Raw genomic sequence first — 24,416 nt, forward strand, 5'->3', positions numbered from 1 at the left:
AAAGGTTGATTGAACGAATGGAGGGATGCATTCCACTGGAATGCATTGAAATCCTTGCTCACCTTACCGTAACGCGTTTATCAGCGGTAGCGTTTTATCGGGCTATTTTGATCCTGTTCAGCAAGCCAGGCGAGTTTTTCACCGATCTTGCTTTCAAGACCACGATTGGTGGGTTGATAGTAGCGCGTCTGCGCCATTTCCGGCGGGAAAAACACCTCGCCGGCCGCATAGGCATTGGGTTCGTCATGCGCATAACGGTACTCTTTGCCGAGGCCCATCTCTTTCATCAGCTTCGTCGGTGCATTGCGCAGATGTTCCGGCACATCGTAATCCGGGAACTCACGCGCATCACGCATCGCCGCTTTGAAGGCGGTATAAACAGCATTGCTTTTTGGCGCGCAGGCCAGATAAACAATTGCCTGGGCAATTGCACGTTCCCCTTCCGCAGGCCCGACGCGGGTAAAACAATCCCACGCGGCAATTGCTACCTGCATCGCGCGCGGATCGGCATTACCGACATCCTCCGAAGCAATGGCCAGCAGTCGCCGCGCCACGTACAGCGGATCGCCACCGGCAGTGATGATGCGCGCATACCAGTAAAGCGCCGCATCCGGGGCTGAACCGCGAACCGATTTGTGCAGTGCCGAGATGAGATCGTAAAAGCGGTCGCCTTTGTTATCGAAACGCGCCGAGCGTTCACCCGACACTTCATTCAGCAACTGTGGCGTTAGCTCCCGCTGTCCCTGCGCATTTAGCTCAGCCATATCAGCCATCATTTCCAGCGTATTTAGTGCGCGTCGTGCATCACCATTGACCAGTTCAGCGATCATGCGCCGGGTATTGTCCGGTAACAAAATATCGCTGTCGCCGTAACCGCGCGTTTTATCCTGCATCGCCTGGTCCAGCACCTGTTCAATATCCGCGCTGGTCAGCGATTTAAGCAGATAAACGCGCGCACGCGACAGCAGTGCCGAATTCAGTTCAAAGGAGGGATTTTCCGTGGTTGCGCCAATGAAGGTAATGGTGCCGTCTTCAATGTGTGGCAGAAATGCATCCTGCTGGCTCTTGTTGAAGCGATGCACCTCATCAACAAACAGAATAGTGCGACGCCCCACCTGGCGGTTCTGCCGCGCGCGCTCAATGGCCTCGCGGATCTCTTTAACGCCGGAAGTCACCGCTGAAATGCGTTCGACATCAGCTTTGCCGTAATGCGCAATAATCTCCGCCAGCGTGGTTTTACCGGTACCCGGCGGTCCCCATAAGATCATGGAGTGCAGCTGACCTGCCTCAATAGCGCGCGGCAACGGCTTACCGGCCGCGAGCAGATGCTGCTGACCAATATATTGCTGCAGCGTCGCTGGCCGCATACGCGCAGCCAGCGGTCTGAACTCATTTGACGGTGCAAAATCCAGCGACAGGTTACTCACCCTCACCTCACTGACGTTGATCGTCCACCGTTACCCCTTTTGGCGGCGTAAAGGTGAATTTATCCGGGCTGATAGCGCCGTTTTTCTGGCTCTTCAGCTGATAGCTGCTGCGCTGTCCATCCTGCTCAATCGCGCTGAACTGATTGATGGTGCCTGCGGAAGTAACATTGATGGTGAACTGTTTCAGGTTGCCATCGCTGCTTTTTGGCGTCAGCTCAAAATTATCCCCCTGCTGCTTAATGTTGTACTGCTGCCAGTCAGAGGGCTGGTTACGCGCAATCAGCATAAACGGCGTATTGCTGGTGGCATTCTGCAGCAGGCTTACGCTCGCCTGTTCCACAAAAGGATTATAGAACCACAGATTTTTACCGTCGGAGATAATCACGCTTTCGTCCGGCGCGGTCATGTGCCAGTTAAACAGGCTCGGACGTTTCACCCACAGTTCGCCTTCGCCGTCCTGCACATTTGCACCGTTACCATCAGTTACCTTCTGACTGAAGCTGGCATGGAAGCTGTTCACTTTATTAAGGCGCTGCTGCAGATCGCTGGAAGCATCCGCCAGGGCAGAAGAAGCAACAAAACCGGCCAGCAGGCCACAGGCAATAACGCGAAATTTCATCTGATACGATTCCTTATTCATGGTTTCCTGACACTTACTGCATTAACCGTAGTCGCCGCTCCGTCAGTTCGACAGGAGAAAAAGCCGAAAGCTCCCAATGATATGGGGATCGGACCACAGATAAACAACGGGCCAGTTTACACTGGCCCGGTATAACACTGCGGAGAAAAGTCTTACATTTCGTGAGGTGGCGGTGACAGCACTTCACGGTTACCGTTGTGGCCCGGCTCCGAGACAATGCCCTGCGCCTCCATCTGTTCGATAATCCGCGCCGCGCGGTTGTAGCCGATACGGAACTGGCGCTGCACGCCGGAGATCGACGCGCGGCGTTTCTCCACCACAAACGCCACCGCCTGGTCAAACAGCGGATCCAGCTCTTCATCGCCGTCCAGGCCGCCACCACCGCTTTCACTCTCTTCACCGGCGGTAATGCTGTCGATGTACTGTGGTCGCCCACGCGCTTTCCAGTCCTGCACGACCGCATGCACTTCCTGGTCACGCACAAAGGCGCCGTGAACACGTACCGGCATGGAGGAGTTAGGTGGCATATAGAGCATGTCACCCATACCCAGCAGGGATTCCGCACCGCCCTGATCGAGAATGGTGCGCGAATCAATTTTACTGGACACAGTAAAGGCGATGCGCGTCGGAATGTTGGCCTTAATCAGGCCGGTAATCACATCCACCGACGGACGCTGGGTAGCCAGCACCAGGTGAATACCTGCGGCACGGGCTTTCTGTGCCAGGCGCGCGATCAGCTCTTCGACCTTTTTGCCCACCGCCATCATCAGGTCGGCGAACTCATCAACCAGCACCACAATGTAGGGCAGTTTTTCCAGCACCGGCGGCGTGGTGTCCATGCTGTCACCCGGTTTCCAGAACGGGTCCGGAATTGGCCGGCCCATTGCGGCTGCCTGCTCGATCTTCTCGTTATAGCCGGCCAGATTACGTACGCCCAGCGCAGACATCAGCTTATAGCGGCGCTCCATTTCGACCACACTCCACCGCAGCGCGTTGGCCGCGTCTTTCATGTCGGTTACCACTTCCGTCAGCAGATGGGGAATGCCCTCATACACTGACAGCTCGAGCATTTTCGGGTCGATCATGATAAAGCGCACTTCTTCCGGCGTGGCTTTATACAGCATGCTGATGATCATGGTGTTGACGCCAACCGACTTACCGGAACCGGTGGTACCGGCCACCAGCAGGTGAGGCATCTTCGCCAGATCGGCCACCACGGGCTGACCAGAGATATCTTTACCCAGCACCACCGATAGTGGCGAAGGGTTGTCGCGGAACTTATCGCAGTCCAGCACCTCACGCAGATAGACGGTCTGACGATGTTTATTGGGGAGTTCAAGGCCGACATAAGGCTTGCCCGGAATCACCTCAACCACACGCACCGCAACGGCAGAGAGCGAACGTGCCAGGTCACGCGACAGGTTAGAAATACGTGCCGCCTTGACGCCCGGTGCCAGATCCAGTTCAAAGCGGGTGATTACCGGCCCTGGAGAGATGCCCACCACTTCGGCTTTCACGCGGTAATCCGCCAGACGCGCTTCAACCAGACGCGCGGTCTGTTCCAGTGCGAACATATCCACCGGTTCCTCTTCGGCCGGCGGCGACGTCAGCAGATCCAGCGTCGGCAGCGGCGTGGAAGGTTTCTCCAGCGGCTGTTCGTGACGCACCAGGAAGGGGTGGAACAGACTGTCCTGCGCAGGGGCGACAGGCTTCGGCGTTTCAGCCGGCGCGGCGTAAACCTCGTCGTCTGGCGTTGACCACGGGCTGGTTTCCTCGCTCAGCGATGCGGGTACCGCCGGCTCAGGTGCCGCTGGCTGCTGCCACTGGGCCGGAGCGTCCGGCTCTGGCGTGGCGGCAATGGTAAACAGCGGTTCGCTCGGCGTGTCATCAACCAGATCTTTCATCGGAGAGAAATCAAAGGCTGCTGAGGTATCCAGATTAAATACCGGCGCGCTCTCCTGCTCAGGCTGGCTGTAACGCTGTTGCTGCTGCTGGGCAAACTGCTGCGCCAGCTGGGCCTGCTGCAGCGCCTCTTCATCTTCTTCCTCTGCCGGCTGCTGCTGCCAGCTGTCGCCGTACCGCTGCTGCTGCTGCGAATGGAACGCTTCGCGCAGCTGGGCTTCCTGCAGCGCAGCGTTATCATCATCGTGCGGCTGTGGCACTTGCCAGCTGGCGCTGATTTCCGGCTGCTGCTGGTCGGCCTCTTCACGGGCCTTCTCTTCTGCCATGCGTTGCGATGGCAGTTTGATACCGTATGAGGCCAGCTCACGCCGGGTTGGCAGCTTAACTTTGTTAGGACGCGGTAGTTCCGGGCCGATGCCCTGTTTCACCTGCGGGTTGTAATCGCGCTCCGGCACCACATCAAAGGCTGGCGTGTAAGCCGCAGAGCGGGCAGCAGCGGCGGCCGTCGCTGAACCGAGTGCGGCAGCGGCTGCCGTATTCAGCGGTGTGGCGGCCTGATCGGCACTCTGCCAGTTACCCATGCGCGGGCCATCATCTTCTTCAGCGAGCGAGAAGGCGTCGGCGGCCGGTGATGCAGGCACTTCGAAGCGGTATAACGGAGGAGCCGCTGGCGCAGGTTCTGCTGGCGGAATAGCTGGCGCCGCAGGCGCACTGGCAACGGATGCCGATGCCGGAGCAGCCGCAGCCAGCTGTGACGGCGCAGGTTGTGGAGCCACGTTTACCGCCGGTGCGGATGGCTCAGGTGCAGCGACGGACGGCACCTGACGTGCGGCGTTACTGGTGGCAGCCAGCGCAGCCGCGGTAGCCGCACTGGCTTTCGCCAGCAGGGGATCGTCGCTGGCGACTTCAGCCACAGGTTCCGCTACCTGTCGGGGCTTAGCCAGCAGTACGTCATCTTCGTCGTCCTGAGCCGGCGCAGCGCGCAGTGGCGGAACCGCGTCGTCGGGGTGCGCCTCGTCGTAGTCGTCTTCTTCCTGCCAGGGTTCATCATGGCGCGAGCGGTTGCTGGCAAAGGTCAGCACGCCCATCACCACGCTGCCGATCTTCTCGGCAATCGCCAGCCAGGACCAGCCGGTATAAAGCGTGATACCCGCCGCCCAGACGCACAGCAGCGTCAGCGTGCCACCGGCACCGCTGAACCACGGCGCCATCGCATTGCTCACCAGGCTGCCAATTACGCCGCCAGAGGCAAAATACCAGATATCGTCCACGTTCAGCGCAGCCAGTCCGCAGGTGGTCACCACCAGCGCCAGCACGCCAATCAGCCGCAGGCCCACCGCAAAATAGTCGATGTAATCCTGGCGATCGCGCTGACGGAAGGTGATCCAGCACAGACCAATAATCACTGGCGGAATGGCATAGGCCATCACACCAAAAATAAACAGCAGGGTATCGGCCAGCCATGCGCCCACGCTGCCGCCCAGATTGTGGATCGGCTCGTGCCAGGCGGTTTGTGACCAGCTGGGATCGGAGGGATTAAAGCTAACCAGCGACACCATCAGATAGATGGCAAACAAGGCCACCAAAATGAGCAACGCTTCCAGCAGCCGACGTCCGCTGCTCAGTGGTTGTAATGAAACGTCTTTGTCTTCTGTATATTCCTGGCTCAAGAGAACTCTCCAGGTGCCTGTAAATTAAGAAGGCAACAGCGCCAGGCTTGCCTGACGCTGGTCCTGTATGAATTCACAGGAGTGTACCGAAATCCTGCAAGCTTTGCACCTGCCCTGCGTTACCGGGTCTTAATCACCAGACGATTGCTCTGTTTGACCTCTTCCATCACCACGTAGGTACGGGTGTCGTTGACGCCCGGCAGGCGCAGCAAGGTCTCACCCAGCAGTTTACGATAGGCGGACATATCCGGCACGCGGGTTTTCAACAGGTAGTCAAAGTCACCGGAAACGAGGTGACATTCTTGAGTTTCCTCAAGTTTTTGTACGGCGGCGTTAAATTGTTCAAACACATCCGGCGCGCCGCGATTCAGAGTAATCTCAACGAATACCAGCAGTGAAGCATCGAGATAGTGCGGGTTCAGCTGCGCGGTGTAGCCCAGAATGAAACCCTGGCGTTCCAGGCGACGTACGCGTTCAAGACAAGGTGTTGGCGAGAGGCCTACACGTTTTGAAAGCTCAACGTTGGAAATACGACCGTCTTTCTGCAGTTCATTCAGAATATTTCTGTCGATCCGATCCAGATCTTTTCCGGGGCGTTTCTTGTTGTCTACCATTATTATTGTCTCTCTTAATTCCTTCCCTTTACCTGCCAAACCCTGAAAACGTTCAATGTTCAGGGCCTTACTGAAGTGAAGTCTTTAAGCCTGTGCAGTAACGCGACCATCCGTATGACGCATGCTGTCTGTCCACATCATGCGTCATTACCAATGTCAGGCTGAGTTTATTTGGCGAAATTGCGCAAAACAGAGCTGAAATTCTGTTTCGAACCGCTAAATTTTCTCTGCTTCTGACAATGTTTTCGCAAAAGCGCAGGCGATTGTCAAAGTAAAACATCCAAATTCAGTACAAGATGCCAGACAGCGTACTGGGTTGCTGTTTTTAAATGAGAATTTTTATACAGCTGCACCACAAATTGCCGAGCAATGCCCCCTTTTGGCGCAGCGCGCGTGCAGAAATGCCATTCATCGTCTACGCCGCTTGCAGTGATTGTTAACAAAATTGCTGAAACCTTTTTTTGCGACAGTAATTTCCCTACAATCGAAAACTATGTTGTCAGACACACACTGAGGAACGCATGAGTACGGCCAAACACAGTAAGCTGCTCATTCTGGGCTCCGGCCCTGCCGGTTACACCGCAGCGGTTTATGCCGCCCGCGCTAACCTGAACCCGGTTTTGATTACCGGACTGGAAAAAGGCGGCCAGCTCACCACCACGACTGAAGTCGAAAACTGGCCGGGCGACCCGCACGATCTGACCGGCCCTGCGCTGATGGAACGCATGCAGGAGCATGCTGAGAAGTTCAACACCGAAATCATCTTTGATCATATTCACACGGTTGATTTGCAGAACCGTCCGTTCCGCCTGACCGGCGACAGCGGCGAATACACGGCGGATGCGCTGATCATCGCGACCGGTGCTTCAGCGCGCTATCTTGGCCTGCCGTCAGAAGAGGCATTCAAAGGCAAAGGGGTTTCCGCCTGCGCCACCTGTGATGGTTTCTTCTATCGCAACCAAAAAGTCGCGGTTATCGGCGGCGGTAATACGGCCGTTGAAGAGGCGCTCTATCTGGCAAACATCGCTTCCGAAGTGCACCTGATTCACCGTCGTGACAGCTTCCGCGCTGAGAAAATCCTGATCGACCGCCTGATGGAGAAAGTGCGTAACGGCAATATCGTGCTGCACACTGACCGCGCGCTTGATGAGGTGGTAGGCGATCAGATGGGTGTCACCGGGTTGAAACTCTCGTCAACCAAAGGTGAAGCCCCGGTCTCGCTGGAAGTGGCGGGCCTGTTTGTCGCCATCGGTCATAGTCCGAACACGGCGATTTTCGATGGCCAGCTGGATCTGGAAAACGGCTATATCAAAGTGCAGTCCGGCCTGCAGGGCAACGCGACGCAGACCAGCGTGCCGGGTGTGTTCGCTGCCGGTGACGTAATGGACCACATCTATCGTCAGGCCATTACCTCTGCCGGTACCGGCTGTATGGCCGCGCTGGATGCGGAACGTTATCTGGATGGTCTGGTTAAAAACGATAAGTAAGTTGTTAATTATCTGATCATAATTGCACTGAGGCGGCCACTTTTGGTCGCCTTTTTTATCGCCTGCGTGCTACAGTTCTGCCACCCGTCTGTCCGGCATTTAGCGTCGGATTTTGCCTCTCGTCACGGTGATCAAACGGCTTCGCATGAACAAATCACGGCAACACGAACTGCTGCGCTGGTTACGCCAGCAACGTCATCATGGCGCACGCAGCCTGCGACTGGCTTCGCTGGCAGGTTTTGCTGCGGCGTTAATTCTCATCGCCCAGGCCTGGCTACTGGCCTCCCTGCTGCAAAAACTGCTGGTGGAACAGCAACCCCGCGCTGAACTGGTGAGTGATTTCCTGTTACTACTGCTGTGCTTCGCACTGCGCGCCGCGCTGCACTACGGTCGTGAGATGGCCGGCTTCAGGGCCGGCGTGGCGATTCGCCGTGCACTGCGGCAACAGGTGCTGGACCGGCTGAACGCGCTCGGTCCGGCCTGGATTCAGGGCAAACCGGCCGGGAGCTGGGCGACGCTGCTGCTGGAACAGATTGAAGAGATGCAGGAGTATTACGCGCGCTATCTGCCGCAGATGTCGCTGGCGGTTTTTGTGCCCTGCGCCATCCTGATCGCCATTTTCCCGATTAACTGGGCTGCCGGACTGATTCTGCTGGCGACCGCACCGCTAATTCCGCTGTTTATGGCGCTGGTCGGCATGGGTGCGGCCGATGCCAACCGGCGTAATTTCCTTGCGCTGGCGCGTCTGAGCGGCAATTTCTATGACCGGCTGCGCGGACGCGAAACGCTGCGCCTGTTTCACCGCGCGGACGCTGAGCAGCAGGCGATTGCCGCCACTACGCAGGATTTTCGTCAGCGCACCATGGAAGTGCTGCGCCTCGCCTTTCTCTCCTCTGCGGTGCTGGAGTTTTTCGCCTCGCTGGCGATTGCCGTGGTCGCGGTCTATTTCGGCTTCTCGTACCTGGGTGAACTCAATTTTGGCCACTACGGCACTGGCGTGACGCTGTTTGCCGGTTTCCTCGCGCTGATTCTTGCCCCCGAATTTTTCCAGCCGCTGCGCGATCTCGGCACCTTTTACCATGCCAAAGCGCAGGCGGTGGGCGGCGCAGACGCGCTGGATACCTTCCTGCGCGAAACGCCCCAGCGCGCGCCGCAGGCGGCCACACAAACGCTGGATGCTGACGCGCCACTCTCCCTCCGGGCGCAGGATCTGGTGATCATGACCGCCACCGGCGAGGCGCTGTCACAGCCGCTGAATTTCAGCCTTACTCCCGGTCAGCGCGTGGCGCTGGTCGGACAAAGCGGGGCCGGAAAAAGTGCGCTGATGAATGTCCTGCTCGGTTTTCTGCCCTATCAGGGTTCACTGTGCATTAACGGCCAGGAACTGCGCGACATCAGCCGCAGCAGCTGGCAGCAGCAGCTGGCCTGGGTAGGACAAAATCCGCAACTGCCGGCGGCGACGCTGCGTGACAATCTCCAGCTTACTGACACGCCGGTGGACGAGGCCACGCTGACCGCCGTGCTGCAGCGCGCTGGCGTTAGCGAATTTTTGTCGCGTCTGCCGCAGGGGCTGGATACGCCAGTTGGCGATGGCGACATCGGCCTGTCCGTTGGGCAGGCACAGCGCATCGCCGTTGCGCGGGCGCTGCTGAAACCGGCCCGCCTGCTGCTGCTGGACGAACCGGGATCCGGGCTCGACAGCCAGAGCGAGCAGCACGTGATGGGCGCGCTACAGCAGGCCGCACAGCAGCAAACCACCTTAATGATTACCCATCAGCTGCACGCTCTCGACCAGTGGGATGAAGTGTGGGTGATGCAGGCTGGACAACTGGTGCAGCAGGGCCACTGGCAACAGCTGATCGCTGAAGCCGGCCCGCTGCGCGAGCTGGCGCAGCATCGTCAGAAGGAGATTGCCTGATGCGCACGTTACTGCCTTTCCTGCGCCTGTATCGCCGCCATCCGTGGCGTTTAGGTCTTGGCGTGGTGCTGGCGATTGTCACGCTGCTCGCCAGCATCGGCTTGCTGACGCTGTCCGGCTGGTTTCTTGCTGCCTCTTCGCTGGCTGGCGTCGCCGGCCTGTACAGCTTCAATTACATGTTGCCCGCAGCTGGTGTGCGTGGCGCGGCAATCACCCGCACCGCCGCGCGCTATTTTGAACGGCTGGTGAGCCACGACGCCACTTTCCGCGTGCTGCAACATCTGCGCGTCTTTACCTTCAGCCGGCTGATGGCGCTGGCACCGGCGCAGCTGGCGCGCTTTCGCAACGGTGAACTGCTGAACCGCTTTGTCAGCGATGTCGATACCCTCGACCATCTCTATTTACGTGTTATTTCTCCGCTGCTGGGTGCGGCGGTGGTGATTGTGGTGGTGACCTGTGGCCTGGCGCTACTCGATATGCGACTGGCGCTGCTGCTCGGGGCGATTATGTTGCTGACGCTGCTGCTGATGCCGCCGCTATTCTGGCGACTCGGCGCGCGCACCGGGGCGCAGATTGCCCGTTACCAGGCTCGCTGGCGCCTGCAACTGACGCACTGGCTCAGTGGACTGGCCGAGCTGCAGATTTACGGCGCGGCGGCGCTGTGGCGACAGCGGCTGGATCAGGAAGAACGTGCGTGGCAACAGGCGCAGCAGCAGCAACACCGGCTGCAGGCGCTGGCGCAGAGCCTGCTCACGTTGATCGCCGGCAGTACCGTTACGCTGCTGCTGTGGCTGGCCGCCAGCGGCGTCGGCACCAATAGCACACCGGGTGCACTGATTGCCCTGTTTGTGTTTTGTGCGCTGGCCGCGTTCGAAGCGCTGGCACCGGTGGCCGGCGCATTTCTGCCACTGGCCCAGGTGACGCACGCGGCGCAGCGCGTGCAGGAGATCATCGATCAACCGCCAGCCATTCACTTCCCGACACAACCGGTTGCGACGCAGTGCGGCCTCAGCCTGACGCTGGAACAGATCGATTTCAGCTATCCGCAGCGGCCAGAAGCGGTGCTGCACAACTTCTCCCTGACGTTAGCAGCCGGTGAACATCTGGCGCTGCTGGGCCCGACCGGCTGCGGGAAATCCAGCCTGCTGGCGCTGATCACGCGCGGCTGGGAAGCGCAGCGCGGCACGATTCGCCTGAACGGGATTGATCTGGCGGCGTGGGACGAAGCCAGCCTGCGTCAGCGTATCAGCGTTGTCACGCAGCGCGTCCATCTGTTCAGCCAGACGCTGCGCGCTAACCTGCTGCTGGCAGCACCACAGGCCAGCGATGCACAGCTGATTGACGTACTGCAGCGGGTTGGGCTGGCGCATCTGACGCAGCACAGCGAAGGACTGAATGCGTGGATGGGTGAAGGTGGCCGACCGCTGTCTGGCGGTGAACTGCGCCGGCTGGCGATTGCCCGTGCGCTGCTGCACGATGGCGATCTGTGGCTGCTGGATGAGCCGACCGAAGGTCTGGATGCTGCGACCGAGCAGCAGATTCTCACGTTGCTACAGCAGGTTAGCAAGGGAAAAACGCTGATCATGGTGACGCATCGCCTGAGCGGACTGGAAAAAATGGATCGCATCTGTGTGCTTGACGGTGGCCAGATTATCGAATCCGGCAGCCATGACGAATTAATCTCAAAAGCGGGACGCTACTGGCGTTTCCAGCAGCGCTTTGCGCTATAGTCTATGCGTTTAGCCTGAGGGTGACCGACGCCATGAGACTGGTACAACTTTCCCGGGATTCGCTCAATTTCCCGCCGCCGGAGATGGCGCTGCGTGAGCCAAACGGCCTGCTGGCCATGGGTGGCGATCTCTCCCCTGCCCGCCTGATGAATGCCTATCAGCGCGGTATTTTTCCGTGGTTTTCGCCCGGCGATCCGATTTTATGGTGGTCGCCAGATCCACGCGCGGTCCTGCTGCCGGAGTCGTTTCATCTCAGCCGCAGCATGGCGCGCTTCCATCGCCGTTCGCCCTATCGCGTCACCATGAATCACGCCTTTGCTCAGGTGGTGGAAGGTTGCGCCAGCGGGCGTCAGGAAGGCACCTGGATCACCTTTGAAGTGAAACGCGCCTGGCTGCGCCTGTATGAGCTGGGCCATGCGCACTCAATCGAAGTCTGGCAGGATCAACGCCTGGTTGGCGGCATGTATGGCCTGGCGCTCGGACAGATTTTTTGCGGCGAGTCGATGTTCAGCCGGGCGGAAAATGCCTCTAAAACCGCGCTATGGGTTTTCTCACAGCACTTTATTGCCCATCAGGGACGGCTGATTGATTGTCAGGTGCTGAATCCGCATACCGCCTCGCTGGGCTCAGTTGAAATTCCGCGTGTCGACTATCTGCAATACGTGCAAACGCTGGCGTGGCAACCGGTGCAGGCCGGCTGCTGGCAAACACAAACCCTTTTTTGACCGACCCCGCAGATGTTTTGCACACAATTCCCGACAAAAGTGATACAATAAGCGAGTTTGGTATGTCGTCCGCGCTTCGCTGTGGCGAGCCGGAATTGCCAGGCTGGGAATCTCACCCTGTTCCCGAAGCTGTTTCAGTTGCGCACCCGATGCCGATTGCTGCAGATTCTTAGCCCGCTAATCCCCCGCAGACGTCAAAAACACCCGAATTTATCCGTAATGCACGCGCAGCGGCGCGACGCACGGCGAAGCGTTGGCAAAAACAGCCAACGTTTCTTTACATAAATCATGGAATTCGGCATTATCTTGCCGGTTCAACAGTTTGGTAGTTCACCCAGAGGATTCGATGGCCAAAGAAGACAATATTGAAATGCAAGGTACCGTACTGGATACGTTACCTAACACCATGTTCCGCGTAGAGCTTGAAAACGGGCACGTGGTTACCGCTCATATCTCCGGTAAAATGCGTAAAAACTACATCCGCATCCTGACGGGCGACAAAGTGACTGTCGAGTTGACCCCGTACGACCTGAGCAAAGGCCGCATTGTCTTCCGTAGTCGCTAAGTTGTTGCACTCGCCTCGCGTTTGCTGATGTAAACTAAGCGCGAAAAAAAAGGCCGGATTTTAATCCGGCCTTTTTCTTATCTGCGCACCGGCTTAATGCACGGTGCCCTCGGTTTTGCGTTTTTCCGCACTCATGAAGTGGTAGGTGAGCTGGTTTTTCTCTTTATCCAGTCCAACCGACACCGATCCGCCATCTACCAGCGAGCCAAACAGCAGCTCGTTAGCCAGCGGTTTCTTCAGGTTTTCCTGCACGGTACGCGCCATCGGACGCGCGCCCATCGCTTTGTCGTAACCTTTTTCGGCCAGCCAGTCGCGCGCATCATCGCTGACTTCCAGCGACACACCTTTCGCATCCAGCTGTGCCTGCAGCTCAACAATAAATTTATCCACCACCTGATGGATCACCTGAGTATCGAGGTGACGGAACCAGATAATGTTGTCGAGACGGTTACGGAACTCCGGCGTAAAGATCTTTTTGATCTCTTCCATCGCGTCGGTGCTGTTGTCCTGCTGAATCAGGCCGATAGATTTACGCTCGGTCTCGCGCACCCCGGCGTTGGTGGTCATCACCAGCACCACGTTGCGGAAGTCCGCTTTGCGGCCGTTGTTATCGGTCAGCATTCCGTTATCCATCACCTGCAGCAGCAGGTTGAAGACATCCGGATGGGCTTTCTCGATCTCATCCAGCAGCACCACCGCGTGCGGATGCTTGATCACCGCATCGGTCAGCAGACCGCCCTGATCAAAGCCGACGTAGCCCGGAGGCGCACCAATCAAACGACTGACGGTGTGACGCTCCATATACTCGGACATATCAAAGCGCAGCAGTTCAATGCCCAGCGCCTTCGCCAGCTGCACGGTGACCTCGGTTTTACCGACCCCGGTCGGACCCGCAAACAGGAACGACCCGACTGGCTTACGCTCCTGCCCCAGACCCGCGCGGCTCATCTTGATGGCTTCAGTCAGCGCTTCAATCGCGTTGTCCTGACCAAACACCAGCATTTTCAGACGGTCGCCGAGATTTTTCAGCGTATCGCGATCGGTGGCCGAAACGCTCTGCTCCGGAATACGCGCGATGCGCGCCACCACGGATTCGATGTCCGACACGTTGACGGTTTTCTTGCGCTTGCTGACCGGCACCAGACGCGCACGCGCGCCAGCCTCATCGATCACGTCAATCGCCTTGTCCGGCAGATGACGGTCATTGATGTATTTCACCGCCAGCTCAACCGCCGCACGTACCGCTTTGGCGGTGTAGCGCACATCGTGATGCGCTTCGTACTTCGGCTTCAGCCCGTTAAGAATTTGTACCGTCTCTTCAACCGATGGCTCAGTGATATCAATTTTCTGGAAACGGCGCGCCAGCGCACGATCCTTCTCAAAGATATTGCTGAACTCCTGATAGGTCGTGGAACCCATCACGCGGATTTTACCGCTGGAAAGCAGCGGCTTGATCAGGTTCGCCGCATCCACCTGGCCGCCCGATGCCGCACCGGCACCGATAATGGTGTGGATCTCGTCGATGAACAGAATGCTGTTGTTATCCTGTTCCAGTTGTTTCAGCAGCGCTTTAAAACGTTTTTCAAAATCACCGCGGTATTTGGTACCGGCCAGCAGCGAACCGATATCCAGCGAGTAGATGGTGCACTCTTTCATCACTTCCGGCACGTCGCCCTGCACAATGCGCCAGGCGAGCCCTTCCGCAATCGCAGTTTTACCGACGCCCGATTCGCCCACCAGCAGCGGGTTATTCTTACGACGACGGCACAGCACCTGAATGGCCCGTTCCAGCTCTTTATCGCGGCCGATCAGCGGGTCAATTCCGCCGACGCGAGCAAGCTGATTAAGATTGGTGGTGAAGTTTTCCATACGTTCCTCCCCGCCTGCTTGCTCTTCGTTAACCGGATTTTCCGCGCTGTTCTGCGGCTGGCCCAGTTCGTCTTTACGCGTACCATGGGAGATGAAGTTCACCACATCAAGGCGGCTCACTTCGTGTTTGCGCAACAGGTAAGCCGCTTGCGACTCCTGCTCGCTGAAAATGGCGACCAGCACGTTCGCACCGGAAACTTCACTGCGACCGGATGACTGGACATGGAAGACCGCACGCTGCAGCACACGCTGGAAGCTGAGCGTCGGCTGAGTGTCGCGCTCCTCTTCGCTGGCAGGCAGCACCGGCGTGGTTTGTTCGATGAAGGCTTCGAGTTCCTGACGCAGAGCCGCAATATCCACCGTACAGGCTTCCAGTGCCTCTCTGGCCGACGGGTTGCTGAGCAGCGCCAGCAACAGATGTTCGACGGTCATAAACTCGTGACGGTGCTCGCGCGCTCTGGCGAAAGCCATGTTTAAACTGAGTTCCAGTTCTTGATTGAGCATTTGGCACCTCCCCCAATTATCGCTCTGACGGACTGAATCCTATATGGAGACAGCTTCAGGCTTTTTCCAGCGTACACAGCAACGGATGTTGATTTTCCCGCGCGTAATTGTTCACCTGGGCGACTTTGGTCTCCGCCACTTCTGCAGTGAATACACCACAGATTGCCTTTCCATGGTAGTGAACTTTCAGCATCAGTTGCGTTGCACGTTCAACATCATAAGAAAAGAACTTTTGCAGAACGTCAATAACAAATTCCATAGGTGTATAATCGTCATTATTCAGAATGACTTTATACATTGAAGGCGGCTTTAACCCTTCGCGTACTTTGTCTTCGGCCAGATGTTCAAAGTTAAGCCAGTCGTTTGTGTTTGCCATAATGTTCCGTTGAAATTCTGCGTTACGGTAGCGCACATTTCTGTGCTCTCACCTCAAGTTTAACACGCCTGTCAAGCCGCTTTTCCTGTGGCAAAAATCGGTCCTGAAAGCGCATGCGCGACCTGTATCACAAAATTTGCAATAGCGTTAACTGCCTCAAATTTTGATGAATTTCTCCCCGTGCGCTAGGGCCGTTTGCTTGACGATAAGGTCCGTTTCTCTACATTCTACTTACACAAGCTGATTGAGTTTTAAACAAACTCGACTCACAGCTTCAATGACCTCACCTACTTATCAAAATGTCTTGCGAGGGAAGTAAAAGCATGGAGACGGGTACTGTTAAATGGTTCAACAACGCCAAAGGCTTCGGCTTTATCTGTCCGATTGGCGGCGGCGACGATATCTTCGCACACTACTCCACGATTCAGATGGAGGGATACAGAACGCTGAAAGCGGGCCAGCACGTTCAGTTCGATGTCCATGAAGGGCCGAAAGGCAACCATGCCAGTCTGATTGTGCCCTGTGAAGCATCGTCACTCTCCTGACGGGCGCGCGTCTGCTCTCATTCTGACCACTCCCGAAAAAAAATGCCAGCCGCAGACGCTGGCATTTTTCTTTGGCGTCCCGCGGCAGTGTTACTCTGCCCGACCGCGCGCCAGCCACATCACGCGGCCAAACAGCTGATCGAGCAACGGCGGAATCGCCTGCGGCCCGCGTTCGGCCGCTGCCATCGCCACCGCAATCGCCAGTTCCGGCTTCGAGCTGTGATGAATGGCTTTGGTAATAATACGCCGCGCGTTCATCGGCACGTTTAACGGCAGGTGCGCCATCTGATGATAGACATCACTAAAGCCCTGCTTATAAAGGAAGTGTTCGATGTCGGGCGCCGGGAACTGCGTGAGATGGTCGCTCTCCTGCTCATGCGGCTGTAGCTGGCTGCGCGCGGTGGCGGCATATTTTTTTCCGGCCTCGTCGCCGTCAGTCAGCACGTGCCAGGCAATGCCCATGCGGCGCGCATATTTCAGCAGCGGCTTAAGCCCGGACTGCGCAAACTCAATCACCTTCACGCCTTCCGCGGCAAAATGGTAGCCGCGCTGCCGCGCCAGCTCATTGATGATCCACACTTCGGTTTCACCCTCAACCAGCAACCAGCAGCGGGCAAACAGCGCCGACGGACGGTTGACGCGGATATGAAAGCCGATACGGCGCGCCTCTTCGGCACTTAATCCTTCCGGACCGATACGCCACGCCGCCACGCGATCGGGTTCACGCACCAGTCGGCAGATTTGCTCCAGCGCTACCTGTGACAGCAGCTCACCGGAGTTCGTGGTGGCGATTTTTTGCAGCGGCATCAGCGCCAGCAGATTCCACGCCACCGACAGCATGATGGGATGCAGCCGCGTTTCCGGATCCTCCACCAGCAGCAAGGGGCGCGCGCCCGCTGGCAGCGCATCGCTGCCGTGCGCCTGCAGCAGGAGCGAGAACATGCGCAGTAGAATCACCTGGCGACTGCGCGATTCGGTACCGGCGATCAGCTGATTGAGCTGATCGAGCGAACGCCAGCCCTGACTGCCGTCACGCAGCTCCGGCGCAACCCGCGCGGCGCCCGTGTCCGGTTGCTGGACCAGAAAATAGTGCGCCATCAGCTGCTGCATGGTATGCAATCCCTGGCGCAACAGCTCGTCGCTCAGGGTTTGCGGCCGCGCCACCAGATCGCGCGTCAGGCTATGCATCTCCTGCGCCAGCGCGCTCAGCGTATCAGCGCGCCGCTGCGTGTCATTGTCACTATGGCGCGACCGCCGGCCAAAGCGCGCATCACGCAGGCGCAGCACCGGATAGTACGCGCGTAACTGCGCCAGCGCGGCGTCGGTACCCGCCAGCGGCAGTACCTCGCCACGCGCGTCAATAAAGCGCCAGCGGGTTTTGACTTCGCTGCCCTGGCGCGTCGCCAGCGTACTGAAGCGCAGGTAGCGCCCCGCGTCATCCTGCTGCCAGAACGGCGCAAACAGCGCTTCATGCTCATCGCCCTGCGCGCGAAAGCGAAACACCAGCTGCAACTTATGCCGCCGGGCTTCCACCTCACCGGGCGGAAAATGGAAGTCCTGTTCGGTGAACATATAGGGCTCAGCGGCCGGTGCCAGCAGCAGCGTTAGCGCATCCAGCAAACTGGATTTACCCCACGCGTTTTCCCCAATCAGCAGATTGGTGTCGGTCAGCGGCAGCGACAACCGGTTAATGCCGCGAAAGCCGTGTATATCGATATGTTCCAGAATCATCGCGCAGTCCCTCCGTGCTTTGCCAGAGCATGGTCCGCCGCGCTGCGTTGGTCAAGTCGGCAGCGGGAGAAAAGGTTTACACTTCAGGCATTTTCCATTAGCGTGGCGTCTCGTAAAAAAGGACGTCATTTTTCATGTATACCGGACTGCTTATCATTCTGGTGCCGCTGATGGTGGGCTATTTGCTGCCGTGGCATCAGCCTGCGCTGTTGCAGCGCGTTAACCGCCTGTTGAGTTTGCTGATTTACGCCATTCTGTTTTTTATGGGTACCAGCCTCGCCTTTCTCGACAATCTCGGCACCAATTTGCTGATCGTGTTTAAAACCGCGCTGATTGCCGCGGGTGCCATTCTGAGCTGCTCGCTGCTGGCGCTGTGGCTGCTGGATCGCCGCTGGCCGTGGCGGCAGCAGCATCGCCAGCAGAATCTGCCGTCGCGCTGGCACATGGTGCTGGAGTCACTCAAGCTCTGTGTGGCGGTGCTGGCCGGTTTCCTGCTGGGATTAACCCAATGGGCGCCGCTGCGTCATGCCTCCACCCTGAGCGAGATCGCGCTGGTGGTGCTGCTGTTCCTGGTGGGCGTGCAGCTGCGCGGCAGCGGCATGACGCTGCGCCAGATCACCCTGAACCGGCGCGGCATGACGGTAGCGCTGGTATCCCTGTGCGGCTCGCTGGGCGGCGGCGTGCTGGCGGCGTGGCTGCTCGGCGTTTCGCTGTCAACCGGACTGGCGCTGGCCAGCGGCTTCGGCTGGTATTCGCTGTCCGGCATTCTGATGACCGAAGCGTACGGCCCGGTGATCGGCAGCGCCGCCTTCTTTAACGATCTGCTGCGCGAGCTGGCTGCGGTGCTGCTGATTCCGGTGCTGGTCAACCGCTACCGCAGTATGGCACTTGGGCTGAGCGGTGCCACGTCGATGGATTTCACCCTGCCGATTCTGCAGCGTGCCGGCGGAATGGAGATTGTGCCTGCGGCCATCGTGCACGGTTTTATCATGAACCTGCTGGCACCGATCCTCATCGCCCTGTTTTCCGCCTGACGCGCAGCGCATTTTTTCACGCCCGCTGCGCAGCGGCTTCGTCTACGCTTTCTCTCTGACACGTTTTTTGCCATCCGACTGGATGGCCAACACCAGAAAGGAGCGAACGATGAAGCAAACTGTGGCGGCCCTGCTGGCCAAAACGCTGGAGAGCGCCGGCGTAAAACGCATCTGGGGCGTAACCGGTGACTCCCTCAACGGACTGAACGACAGCCTCAACCGCATGGGCACCATCGAATGGATGCCAACGCGCCATGAAGAAGTGGCCGCTTTTGCCGCCGGGGCGGAAGCACAAATCAGCGGTGAGCTGGCGGTGTGCGCCGGCTCCTGCGGCCCTGGCAACCTGCACCTGATCAACGGCCTGTTTGACTGCCATCGCAACCATGTTCCGGTGCTGGCAATTGCCGCGCACATTCCTTCCAGCGAAATCGGCAGCGGCTATTTTCAGGAAACCCATCCGCAGGAGTTATTCCGCGAGTGCAGCCATTACTGCGAGCTGGTCTCCAATCCGGAACAGCTGCCGCAGGTGCTCGGCATTGCGATGCGTAAAGCCATCCTCAATCGCGGCGTGTCGGTGATTGTGCTGCCGGGTGACGTGGCGCTGCAGGCGGCGCCGGAGAACGCGCGCAGCGAATGGTATCCGCCGCAGCTGCCGCAGGTGGTGCCGTCGGTCAGTGAACTGACGCGCCTCGCAGAGACGCTCAATGAAGCGAAAAATATCACCCTGATGTGCGGCAGCGGTTGCGCCGGTGCCCATGCGGAAGTGGTAAAGCTGGCCGAAACGCTGAAAGCACCGGTGGTGCACGCCATGCGCGGCAAAGAGCACCTCGAGTACGACAACCCGTATGATGTCGGCATGACCGGGCTGATCGGCTTCTCATCCGGCTATCACGCCATGATGAACGCCGACACGCTGGTGCTGCTCGGCACCCAGTTCCCATATCGCCCGTTCTACCCGGCGGACGCGCGCATTATTCAGATTGATATCAATCCGGCCAGCCTCGGCGCGCACAGTCACGTCGACATGGCGCTGGTGGGCGACATCAAAGCCACGCTGCAGGCGCTGCAGCCGCAGCTCACCAGCCACAGCGACCGTCATCACCTCGATCGCGCACTGGAGCACTACGCGGATGCACGCAAAGGACTGGACGATCTGGCGACCGCCAACGATAAGCAGGCGATTCACCCGCAGTATCTGGCCCAGCAGATCAGCCACTACGCGGCTGATGACGCCATCTTTACCTGTGATGTCGGCACGCCAACGGTGTGGGCGGCGCGCTATCTGAAAATGAACGGCAAGCGCCGTCTGCTCGGCTCGTTTAACCACGGTTCGATGGCCAACGCCATGCCGCAGGCGCTGGGCGCACAGGCCATCGATAAACAGCGTCAGGTGGTCGCGCTGTGCGGCGATGGCGGCTTCAGCATGCTGATGGGCGATTTCATCTCGCTGGCGCAGCTTAAGCTGCCGGTGAAGCTGGTGATCTTCAATAACAGCGTGCTGGGCTTTGTGGCGATGGAGATGAAAGCCGGCGGCTATCTCACCGACGGCACCGATCTGGAGAACCCGGACTTCGCCGCCATCGCCACCGCCTGCGGCATCAAAGGCATCCGCGTGGAAAAAGCCTCGGAGCTGGATGGCGCGCTGCAACAGGCGTTCGCCCACGACGGTCCGGTGCTGGTGGACGTGATCACCGCCAAGGAAGAACTGTCGATGCCACCGCAAATCAAAGCCGAGCAGGCTAAAGGTTTCAGCCTGTACATGCTGCGCGCGATCCTGAATGGCCGCGGTGATGAAATCGTCGAGCTGGCGAAAACCAACTGGCTGCGGTAAAACGAAGAGACTTGCCGGATTACTCATCATGCGGGCGTTTAGCCCGCTTTTTTATGTCAGGAGAACAACGTGATCGATTTACGCAGTGATACCGTGACCCGCCCGAGTGCCGCGATGCTGGATGCGATGATGGCGGCCGAAACCGGCGATGATGTCTATCGCGATGATCCCACCGTCAATGCGCTGGAGGCTGAAGCGGCGCGCCTGAGCGGTAAAGCGGCTGCGCTGTTCTTCCCTACCGGCACCCAGGCCAACCTGGTGGCGCTGCTGTGCCACTGCCAGCGCGGCGATGAGTACATCGTCGGCCAGCAGGCGCACAACTACAAATATGAGGCTGGCGGTGCCGCGGTGCTCGGCAGCATCCAGCCGCAGCCGATCCTCGCGGCTGCCGACGGCACGCTGCCGCTGCACGACGTGGCGGCCGCCATCAAGCCGGACGACATGCATTTTGCCCGCACCCGCCTGCTGAGCCTGGAAAATACCCATCACGGCAAAGTACTGCCGCTGAGCTACCTTGAACAGGCGTGGCAATTTACCCGCGAGCGCCAGCTGGCGCTGCACATTGACGGCGCGCGCATCTTTAATGCCGTGGTGGCGCAGGGTGTGCAGCTGATCGATATCGCCCGCTACTGCGATAGCCTGACCATCTGCCTGTCGAAAGGACTGGGCACGCCGGTCGGCTCCCTGCTGTGTGGTGATGAAGCTTATATCGAGCAGGCGCGGCGCTGGCGCAAAATGACCGGTGGCGGCATGCGCCAGGCCGGCATTCTGGCGGCTGCCGGTCTCTACGCGCTGCAGCACAACGTGGCGCGTCTGCAGGAGGATCATGACAATGCCGCGTGGCTCGGCGCACAGCTCAGCGCTCTTGGTGTGGAAGTGGTGAGCCAGCACACTAACATGCTGTTCGTGAAAGTGCCGGCGGAGCAGGTCGCACCGCTACAGCGCTGGATGCAGGCGGGCGACGTGCTGCTCAGCGTAGGTCCGCAGACCCGCATCGTTACCCATCTGGATGTCAGCCGCCAGCAATTACAGCAGCTGGTGGCGCGCTGGCAGGCCTTTCTCCAGCCGTAACGCCGCAACGCGCGGCTACTGTGCCGCGCCGTATTTCGCCAGCAGCGCACGGGCGATGGCCAGCGTCTCGGCATCGGCTTCGCCACGGTAATCACGCGGGCGGAAATGCATCTGGAACGCCGCAATCAGTTTGCGCTGCATCTGCGGCGTTTGCGCAGCGGCAACGTCATAACCATAGCGCTGCAGCGCAGTCAGCAGCGCTGCGCACTCCACCGGCGCATCCGGCGGCTGGTTAGCCAGATAGCGCTGTACCGTGGCGGCATCCGGCCACGCTCCCAGCCCCTGCCGGGCCAGCTGTTGCCACGGAAACAGCGGACCGGGATCCTGCTTGCGCTGCGGCGCGATATCACTGTGCCCGACAATATTTTCCGGACTGATGCCGTAACGCTGGCTGATATCGCGCACCAGTGCGATCAGGGCCGTGATTTGCGCGGCGGTGAACGGCTGCCACTGCCGGCCGGTCAGCGTGCGGCGATAGCCGTCATTGACGATTTCGATGCCAATTGAGGTGTCATTAATGCGCGTTGCACCGCGCCAGAAGCTCGGTCCGGCATGCCACGCCAGCTGGTTTTCAGGCACCAGCTGCCAGATCACCCCGGCGCCGTTTTTCTGCGGCGGCTGCTGCGGAATCAGATAGTGCGCGCTGACGTTGCGGTCCGTCAGGGTCGCCAGCGACGAGGGAAAATCCTCCGCCGTGTAGTGGATTACTACCACTTTGATGCGCGGTCTGGCCCCCTGCGCCGGGTGCGCGCTATCGACCCAATAGCCGTTGCGCGCTTCCAGCGTCGACTGGCAGGCGCTGAGCAGCAGCGCCATCGCCAGCAGTAACACCGCACGCATTAGCGCACGATCACCGCAGTACCGGTAACGCTCACCATCAGCATGCTGCTGTCTTTGCCCACGGTTTCGTAGTCAATATCAATGCCAACCACTGCATTGGCGCCCAGCGCTTTCGCCTGTTCTTCCAGCTCTTCAAAGGCGATCTGCCGCGCTTTGCGCAGCTCTTTCTCATAGGCACCGGAGCGGCCGCCGACGATATCGCGGATGCCGGCAAAGAAGTCGCGGAAAATGTTGGCACCGAGAATCGCTTCGCCGGTCACAACGCCGCAATATTCAGTGATGCTGTGCCCTTCCAGGGTTGGCGTAGTCGAAAATTTCATCGTTCTCTCCTGTGGTGATTCATGAGGCGATAGCTCGTACGGCGTAAAAGCACGGCTATACTCTATGCTAAAAATGGCGCTTTGCCAGTGAACAATAAGGAAATCGAGATGAGAAACAAAGCCTTTGCGCTGCTTGTTCCCGCTGCATTGCTGCTGAGTGCCTGTACCACCGTTGAGCCGGTGATCAAGGACAACGGGCCGCGTACCGCACCCTGCGTTGACGGCGGTCCGGACAGCGTGGCGCAGCAGTTCTACGATTTACGTGTCAGCCAGCCAACCCAGGGATTGCCGGACAGCACCACGCTGGCAAAATATCGCCCGTACCTGAGCGACAACCTGTATCAGAAACTGCTGCATGCCAGCAGCCAGAGCAACCCACCGGCAGCGTGGCGGCAGGGCGATCTGTTCTCCAGCCTGGCACAGGGACCCACCGCCGCTGACGTGGCCAGCGCCTCCAGCATTCCTAACCGCGACGCGCGTAACATCCCGCTGCGCGTGACGCTGAGCCGCGGCGATAAAAGCTGGCGCGATGAAGTGCTGATGATCCACGAAGGCACCTGCTGGGTGGTGGATGATGTGCGCTACGTCGGCGACTGGCCACACGCCGGTGGCGGCTCGCTCAGCCAGCTGCTGGAAGAGAAAAAATAGTCGCGCATTTTTTCCGCACTCAGCCGCAACCATTAGCGCGCCGCACCATTGCGGCGCCGCTAAGCTTCCGCGCAACAGCCGACGCTTACCCGTCAGCCCCTTTCCCCGCTGCCCTGCCCGATTTTGTGCTACGCTTTTGCTGTTTAATTGCTCTTTAATAAATTTTAACCCACCTCAATTGCATAACTATTCTGGTGACGTTAAGATTTGCGACACTAATTGCTATTCATTTTTTGCGCATGAGTATTCAACTAAACGCCATCAACTGTTTTTACGGCGCCCATCAGGCGCTGTTCGATATCAACCTTGCCTGCCCGCAGGGCGAAACGCTGGTGTTGCTCGGCCCGAGTGGCGCGGGTAAAAGTTCACTCCTGCGCGTGCTCAACCTGCTGGAGCTACCGCGTTCCGGTAGCCTGCAGATTGCCGGCAACCACTTCGATTTCAGCCAGACGCCGTCCGACAACGCGATTCGCGAACTGCGCCAGAATGTCGGCATGGTGTTCCAGCAGTACAACCTGTGGCCGCACCTCAGCGTGATGCAGAACCTGATTGAAGCACCCTGTCGTGTGCTCGGGCTCAGCAAAGATGCGGCACGCGCGCGCGCCGATAAACTGCTGGAACGCCTGCGCCTGACGCCGTATGCCGATCGCTTTCCGCTGCACCTTTCCGGTGGCCAGCAGCAGCGCGTGGCAATTGCGCGCGCGCTGATGATGGAGCCGCAGGTGTTGCTGTTTGATGAACCGACCGCGGCGCTTGACCCGGAGATCACGGCGCAGATCGTCAGCATCATTCGTGAGCTGGCGCAGACGCAGATCACGCAGGTGATTGTCACCCACGAAGTTGAGGTGGCGCGCAAAACCGCCAGCCGCGTGGTGTACATGGAGAACGGTCGCATCATTGAACAGGGCGATGCCAGCCATTTTACACAGCCGCAAACCGACGCGTTTGCTCATTATCTTTCGCACTAAG

20 protein-coding genes are annotated in these 24,416 nt (G+C 58.8%); 11 read left to right on the forward strand and 9 right to left on the reverse strand.

All coding sequences use genetic code 11. The features are described from left to right. Positions 1-80: 80 nt before the first annotated feature. From F3I21_RS04220 to lrp, 4 genes are all read right to left on the reverse strand, one after another. A complete protein-coding gene (locus tag F3I21_RS04220) occupies positions 81-1,427 on the reverse strand; it encodes a replication-associated recombination protein A (protein ID WP_058757769.1) in 1,347 nt (448 codons plus the stop codon). Positions 1,428-1,434: 7 nt separating this feature from the next. Continuing rightward, positions 1,435-2,046: an outer membrane lipoprotein chaperone LolA gene (gene lolA, locus F3I21_RS04225; RefSeq protein WP_058758036.1), complete on the reverse strand. Its 612-nt coding sequence runs from the start codon at positions 2,044-2,046 to the stop codon at positions 1,435-1,437. A 173-nt stretch (positions 2,047-2,219) separates the two neighbouring features. After that, positions 2,220-5,639 (reverse strand): DNA translocase FtsK 4TM domain-containing protein, encoded by a 3,420-nt coding sequence (locus F3I21_RS04230; protein ID WP_150058391.1) that lies wholly within the window; start codon positions 5,637-5,639, stop codon positions 2,220-2,222. Between the two features lie 119 nt (positions 5,640-5,758). Further along, positions 5,759-6,253, reverse strand: coding sequence for a leucine-responsive transcriptional regulator Lrp (gene lrp, locus F3I21_RS04235; RefSeq protein ID WP_006118610.1), 495 nt, complete (start codon positions 6,251-6,253; stop codon positions 5,759-5,761). Positions 6,254-6,774: 521 nt separating this feature from the next. On the opposite strand from lrp, the gene trxB reads away from it, so the two are divergent. From trxB to infA, 5 genes are all read left to right on the forward strand, one after another. Continuing rightward, positions 6,775-7,740 (forward strand): thioredoxin-disulfide reductase, encoded by a 966-nt coding sequence (trxB, locus tag F3I21_RS04240; RefSeq protein WP_021508358.1) that lies wholly within the window; start codon positions 6,775-6,777, stop codon positions 7,738-7,740. Positions 7,741-7,885: 145 nt separating this feature from the next. Beyond that, entirely contained in the window at positions 7,886-9,658 is a 1,773-nt protein-coding gene (cydD, locus tag F3I21_RS04245; RefSeq protein ID WP_150058392.1) for a cysteine/glutathione ABC transporter permease/ATP-binding protein CydD, read from the forward strand. After that, positions 9,658-11,388 (forward strand): cysteine/glutathione ABC transporter ATP-binding protein/permease CydC, encoded by a 1,731-nt coding sequence (cydC, locus tag F3I21_RS04250; RefSeq protein ID WP_150058393.1) that lies wholly within the window; start codon positions 9,658-9,660, stop codon positions 11,386-11,388. Before cydD ends, cydC begins: the two co-directional genes overlap by 1 nt. Before the next feature lie 32 nt (positions 11,389-11,420). Beyond that, positions 11,421-12,113: a leucyl/phenylalanyl-tRNA--protein transferase gene (aat, locus tag F3I21_RS04255; RefSeq protein WP_150058394.1), complete on the forward strand. Its 693-nt coding sequence runs from the start codon at positions 11,421-11,423 to the stop codon at positions 12,111-12,113. Positions 12,114-12,459: 346 nt separating this feature from the next. Next, positions 12,460-12,678: a translation initiation factor IF-1 gene (gene infA / locus F3I21_RS04260; RefSeq protein ID WP_002211347.1), complete on the forward strand. Its 219-nt coding sequence runs from the start codon at positions 12,460-12,462 to the stop codon at positions 12,676-12,678. A gap of 93 nt (positions 12,679-12,771) precedes the next feature. On the opposite strand, the gene clpA is transcribed toward infA, so the two are convergent. Continuing rightward, positions 12,772-15,051 (reverse strand): ATP-dependent Clp protease ATP-binding subunit ClpA, encoded by a 2,280-nt coding sequence (gene clpA / locus F3I21_RS04265; protein WP_150058395.1) that lies wholly within the window; start codon positions 15,049-15,051, stop codon positions 12,772-12,774. 55 nt (positions 15,052-15,106) lie between these two features. After that, complete coding sequence (clpS, locus tag F3I21_RS04270; protein ID WP_021508363.1) at positions 15,107-15,427, reverse strand: ATP-dependent Clp protease adapter ClpS; 321 nt, start codon at positions 15,425-15,427, stop codon at positions 15,107-15,109. A gap of 323 nt (positions 15,428-15,750) precedes the next feature. Here clpS and cspD point away from each other — a divergent pair, with 323 nt between their 5' ends. Further along, positions 15,751-15,972 (forward strand): cold shock-like protein CspD, encoded by a 222-nt coding sequence (cspD, locus tag F3I21_RS04275; protein WP_058757774.1) that lies wholly within the window; start codon positions 15,751-15,753, stop codon positions 15,970-15,972. A 90-nt stretch (positions 15,973-16,062) separates the two neighbouring features. Here the strand turns inward: cspD and F3I21_RS04280 are convergent, their stop codons facing one another. Next, complete coding sequence (locus tag F3I21_RS04280) at positions 16,063-17,703, reverse strand: ATP-dependent endonuclease (RefSeq protein ID WP_150058396.1); 1,641 nt, start codon at positions 17,701-17,703, stop codon at positions 16,063-16,065. A gap of 134 nt (positions 17,704-17,837) precedes the next feature. On the opposite strand from F3I21_RS04280, the gene F3I21_RS04285 reads away from it, so the two are divergent. The 3 genes from F3I21_RS04285 (at position 17,838) to ltaE (ending at position 21,639) form a co-directional block, all read left to right on the forward strand. Next, positions 17,838-18,737, forward strand: a complete 900-nt coding sequence (locus F3I21_RS04285) for a lysine exporter LysO family protein (protein WP_021508365.1) — start codon at positions 17,838-17,840, stop codon at positions 18,735-18,737. 109 nt (positions 18,738-18,846) lie between these two features. After that, a complete protein-coding gene (poxB, locus tag F3I21_RS04290; protein ID WP_021508366.1) occupies positions 18,847-20,568 on the forward strand; it encodes a ubiquinone-dependent pyruvate dehydrogenase in 1,722 nt (573 codons plus the stop codon). A gap of 69 nt (positions 20,569-20,637) precedes the next feature. Beyond that, positions 20,638-21,639 carry a low-specificity L-threonine aldolase gene (ltaE, locus tag F3I21_RS04295; protein WP_059008976.1) on the forward strand — a complete coding sequence of 334 codons (1,002 nt, stop codon included), beginning with the start codon at positions 20,638-20,640 and terminating at the stop codon, positions 21,637-21,639. Positions 21,640-21,654: 15 nt separating this feature from the next. Here the strand turns inward: ltaE and F3I21_RS04300 are convergent, their stop codons facing one another. Together F3I21_RS04300 and F3I21_RS04305 are read right to left on the reverse strand one after the other, a co-directional pair. Beyond that, positions 21,655-22,479 (reverse strand): N-acetylmuramoyl-L-alanine amidase, encoded by an 825-nt coding sequence (locus F3I21_RS04300; protein ID WP_104187007.1) that lies wholly within the window; start codon positions 22,477-22,479, stop codon positions 21,655-21,657. Continuing rightward, positions 22,479-22,799, reverse strand: a complete 321-nt coding sequence (locus F3I21_RS04305; RefSeq protein ID WP_058757780.1) for a heavy metal-binding domain-containing protein — start codon at positions 22,797-22,799, stop codon at positions 22,479-22,481. The genes F3I21_RS04300 and F3I21_RS04305 overlap by 1 nt, the downstream gene beginning before the upstream one ends. A 108-nt stretch (positions 22,800-22,907) precedes the next feature. Between F3I21_RS04305 and F3I21_RS04310 the strand changes: the two genes are divergently transcribed. Together F3I21_RS04310 and artP are read left to right on the forward strand one after the other, a co-directional pair. Then, a complete protein-coding gene (locus F3I21_RS04310) occupies positions 22,908-23,447 on the forward strand; it encodes a lipoprotein (RefSeq protein ID WP_021508370.1) in 540 nt (179 codons plus the stop codon). A 239-nt stretch (positions 23,448-23,686) separates the two neighbouring features. After that, the gene (artP, locus tag F3I21_RS04315; RefSeq protein WP_058775358.1) at positions 23,687-24,415 is read left to right on the forward strand and encodes an arginine ABC transporter ATP-binding protein ArtP; all 729 of its coding nucleotides are present in this window, start codon (positions 23,687-23,689) and stop codon (positions 24,413-24,415) included. Position 24,416: the final 1 nt, after the last annotated feature.

Source organism: Pantoea sp. B_9 (genome assembly GCF_008632015.1).
Taxonomy (GTDB): Bacteria; Pseudomonadota; Gammaproteobacteria; order Enterobacterales; family Enterobacteriaceae; genus Pantoea; species Pantoea dispersa.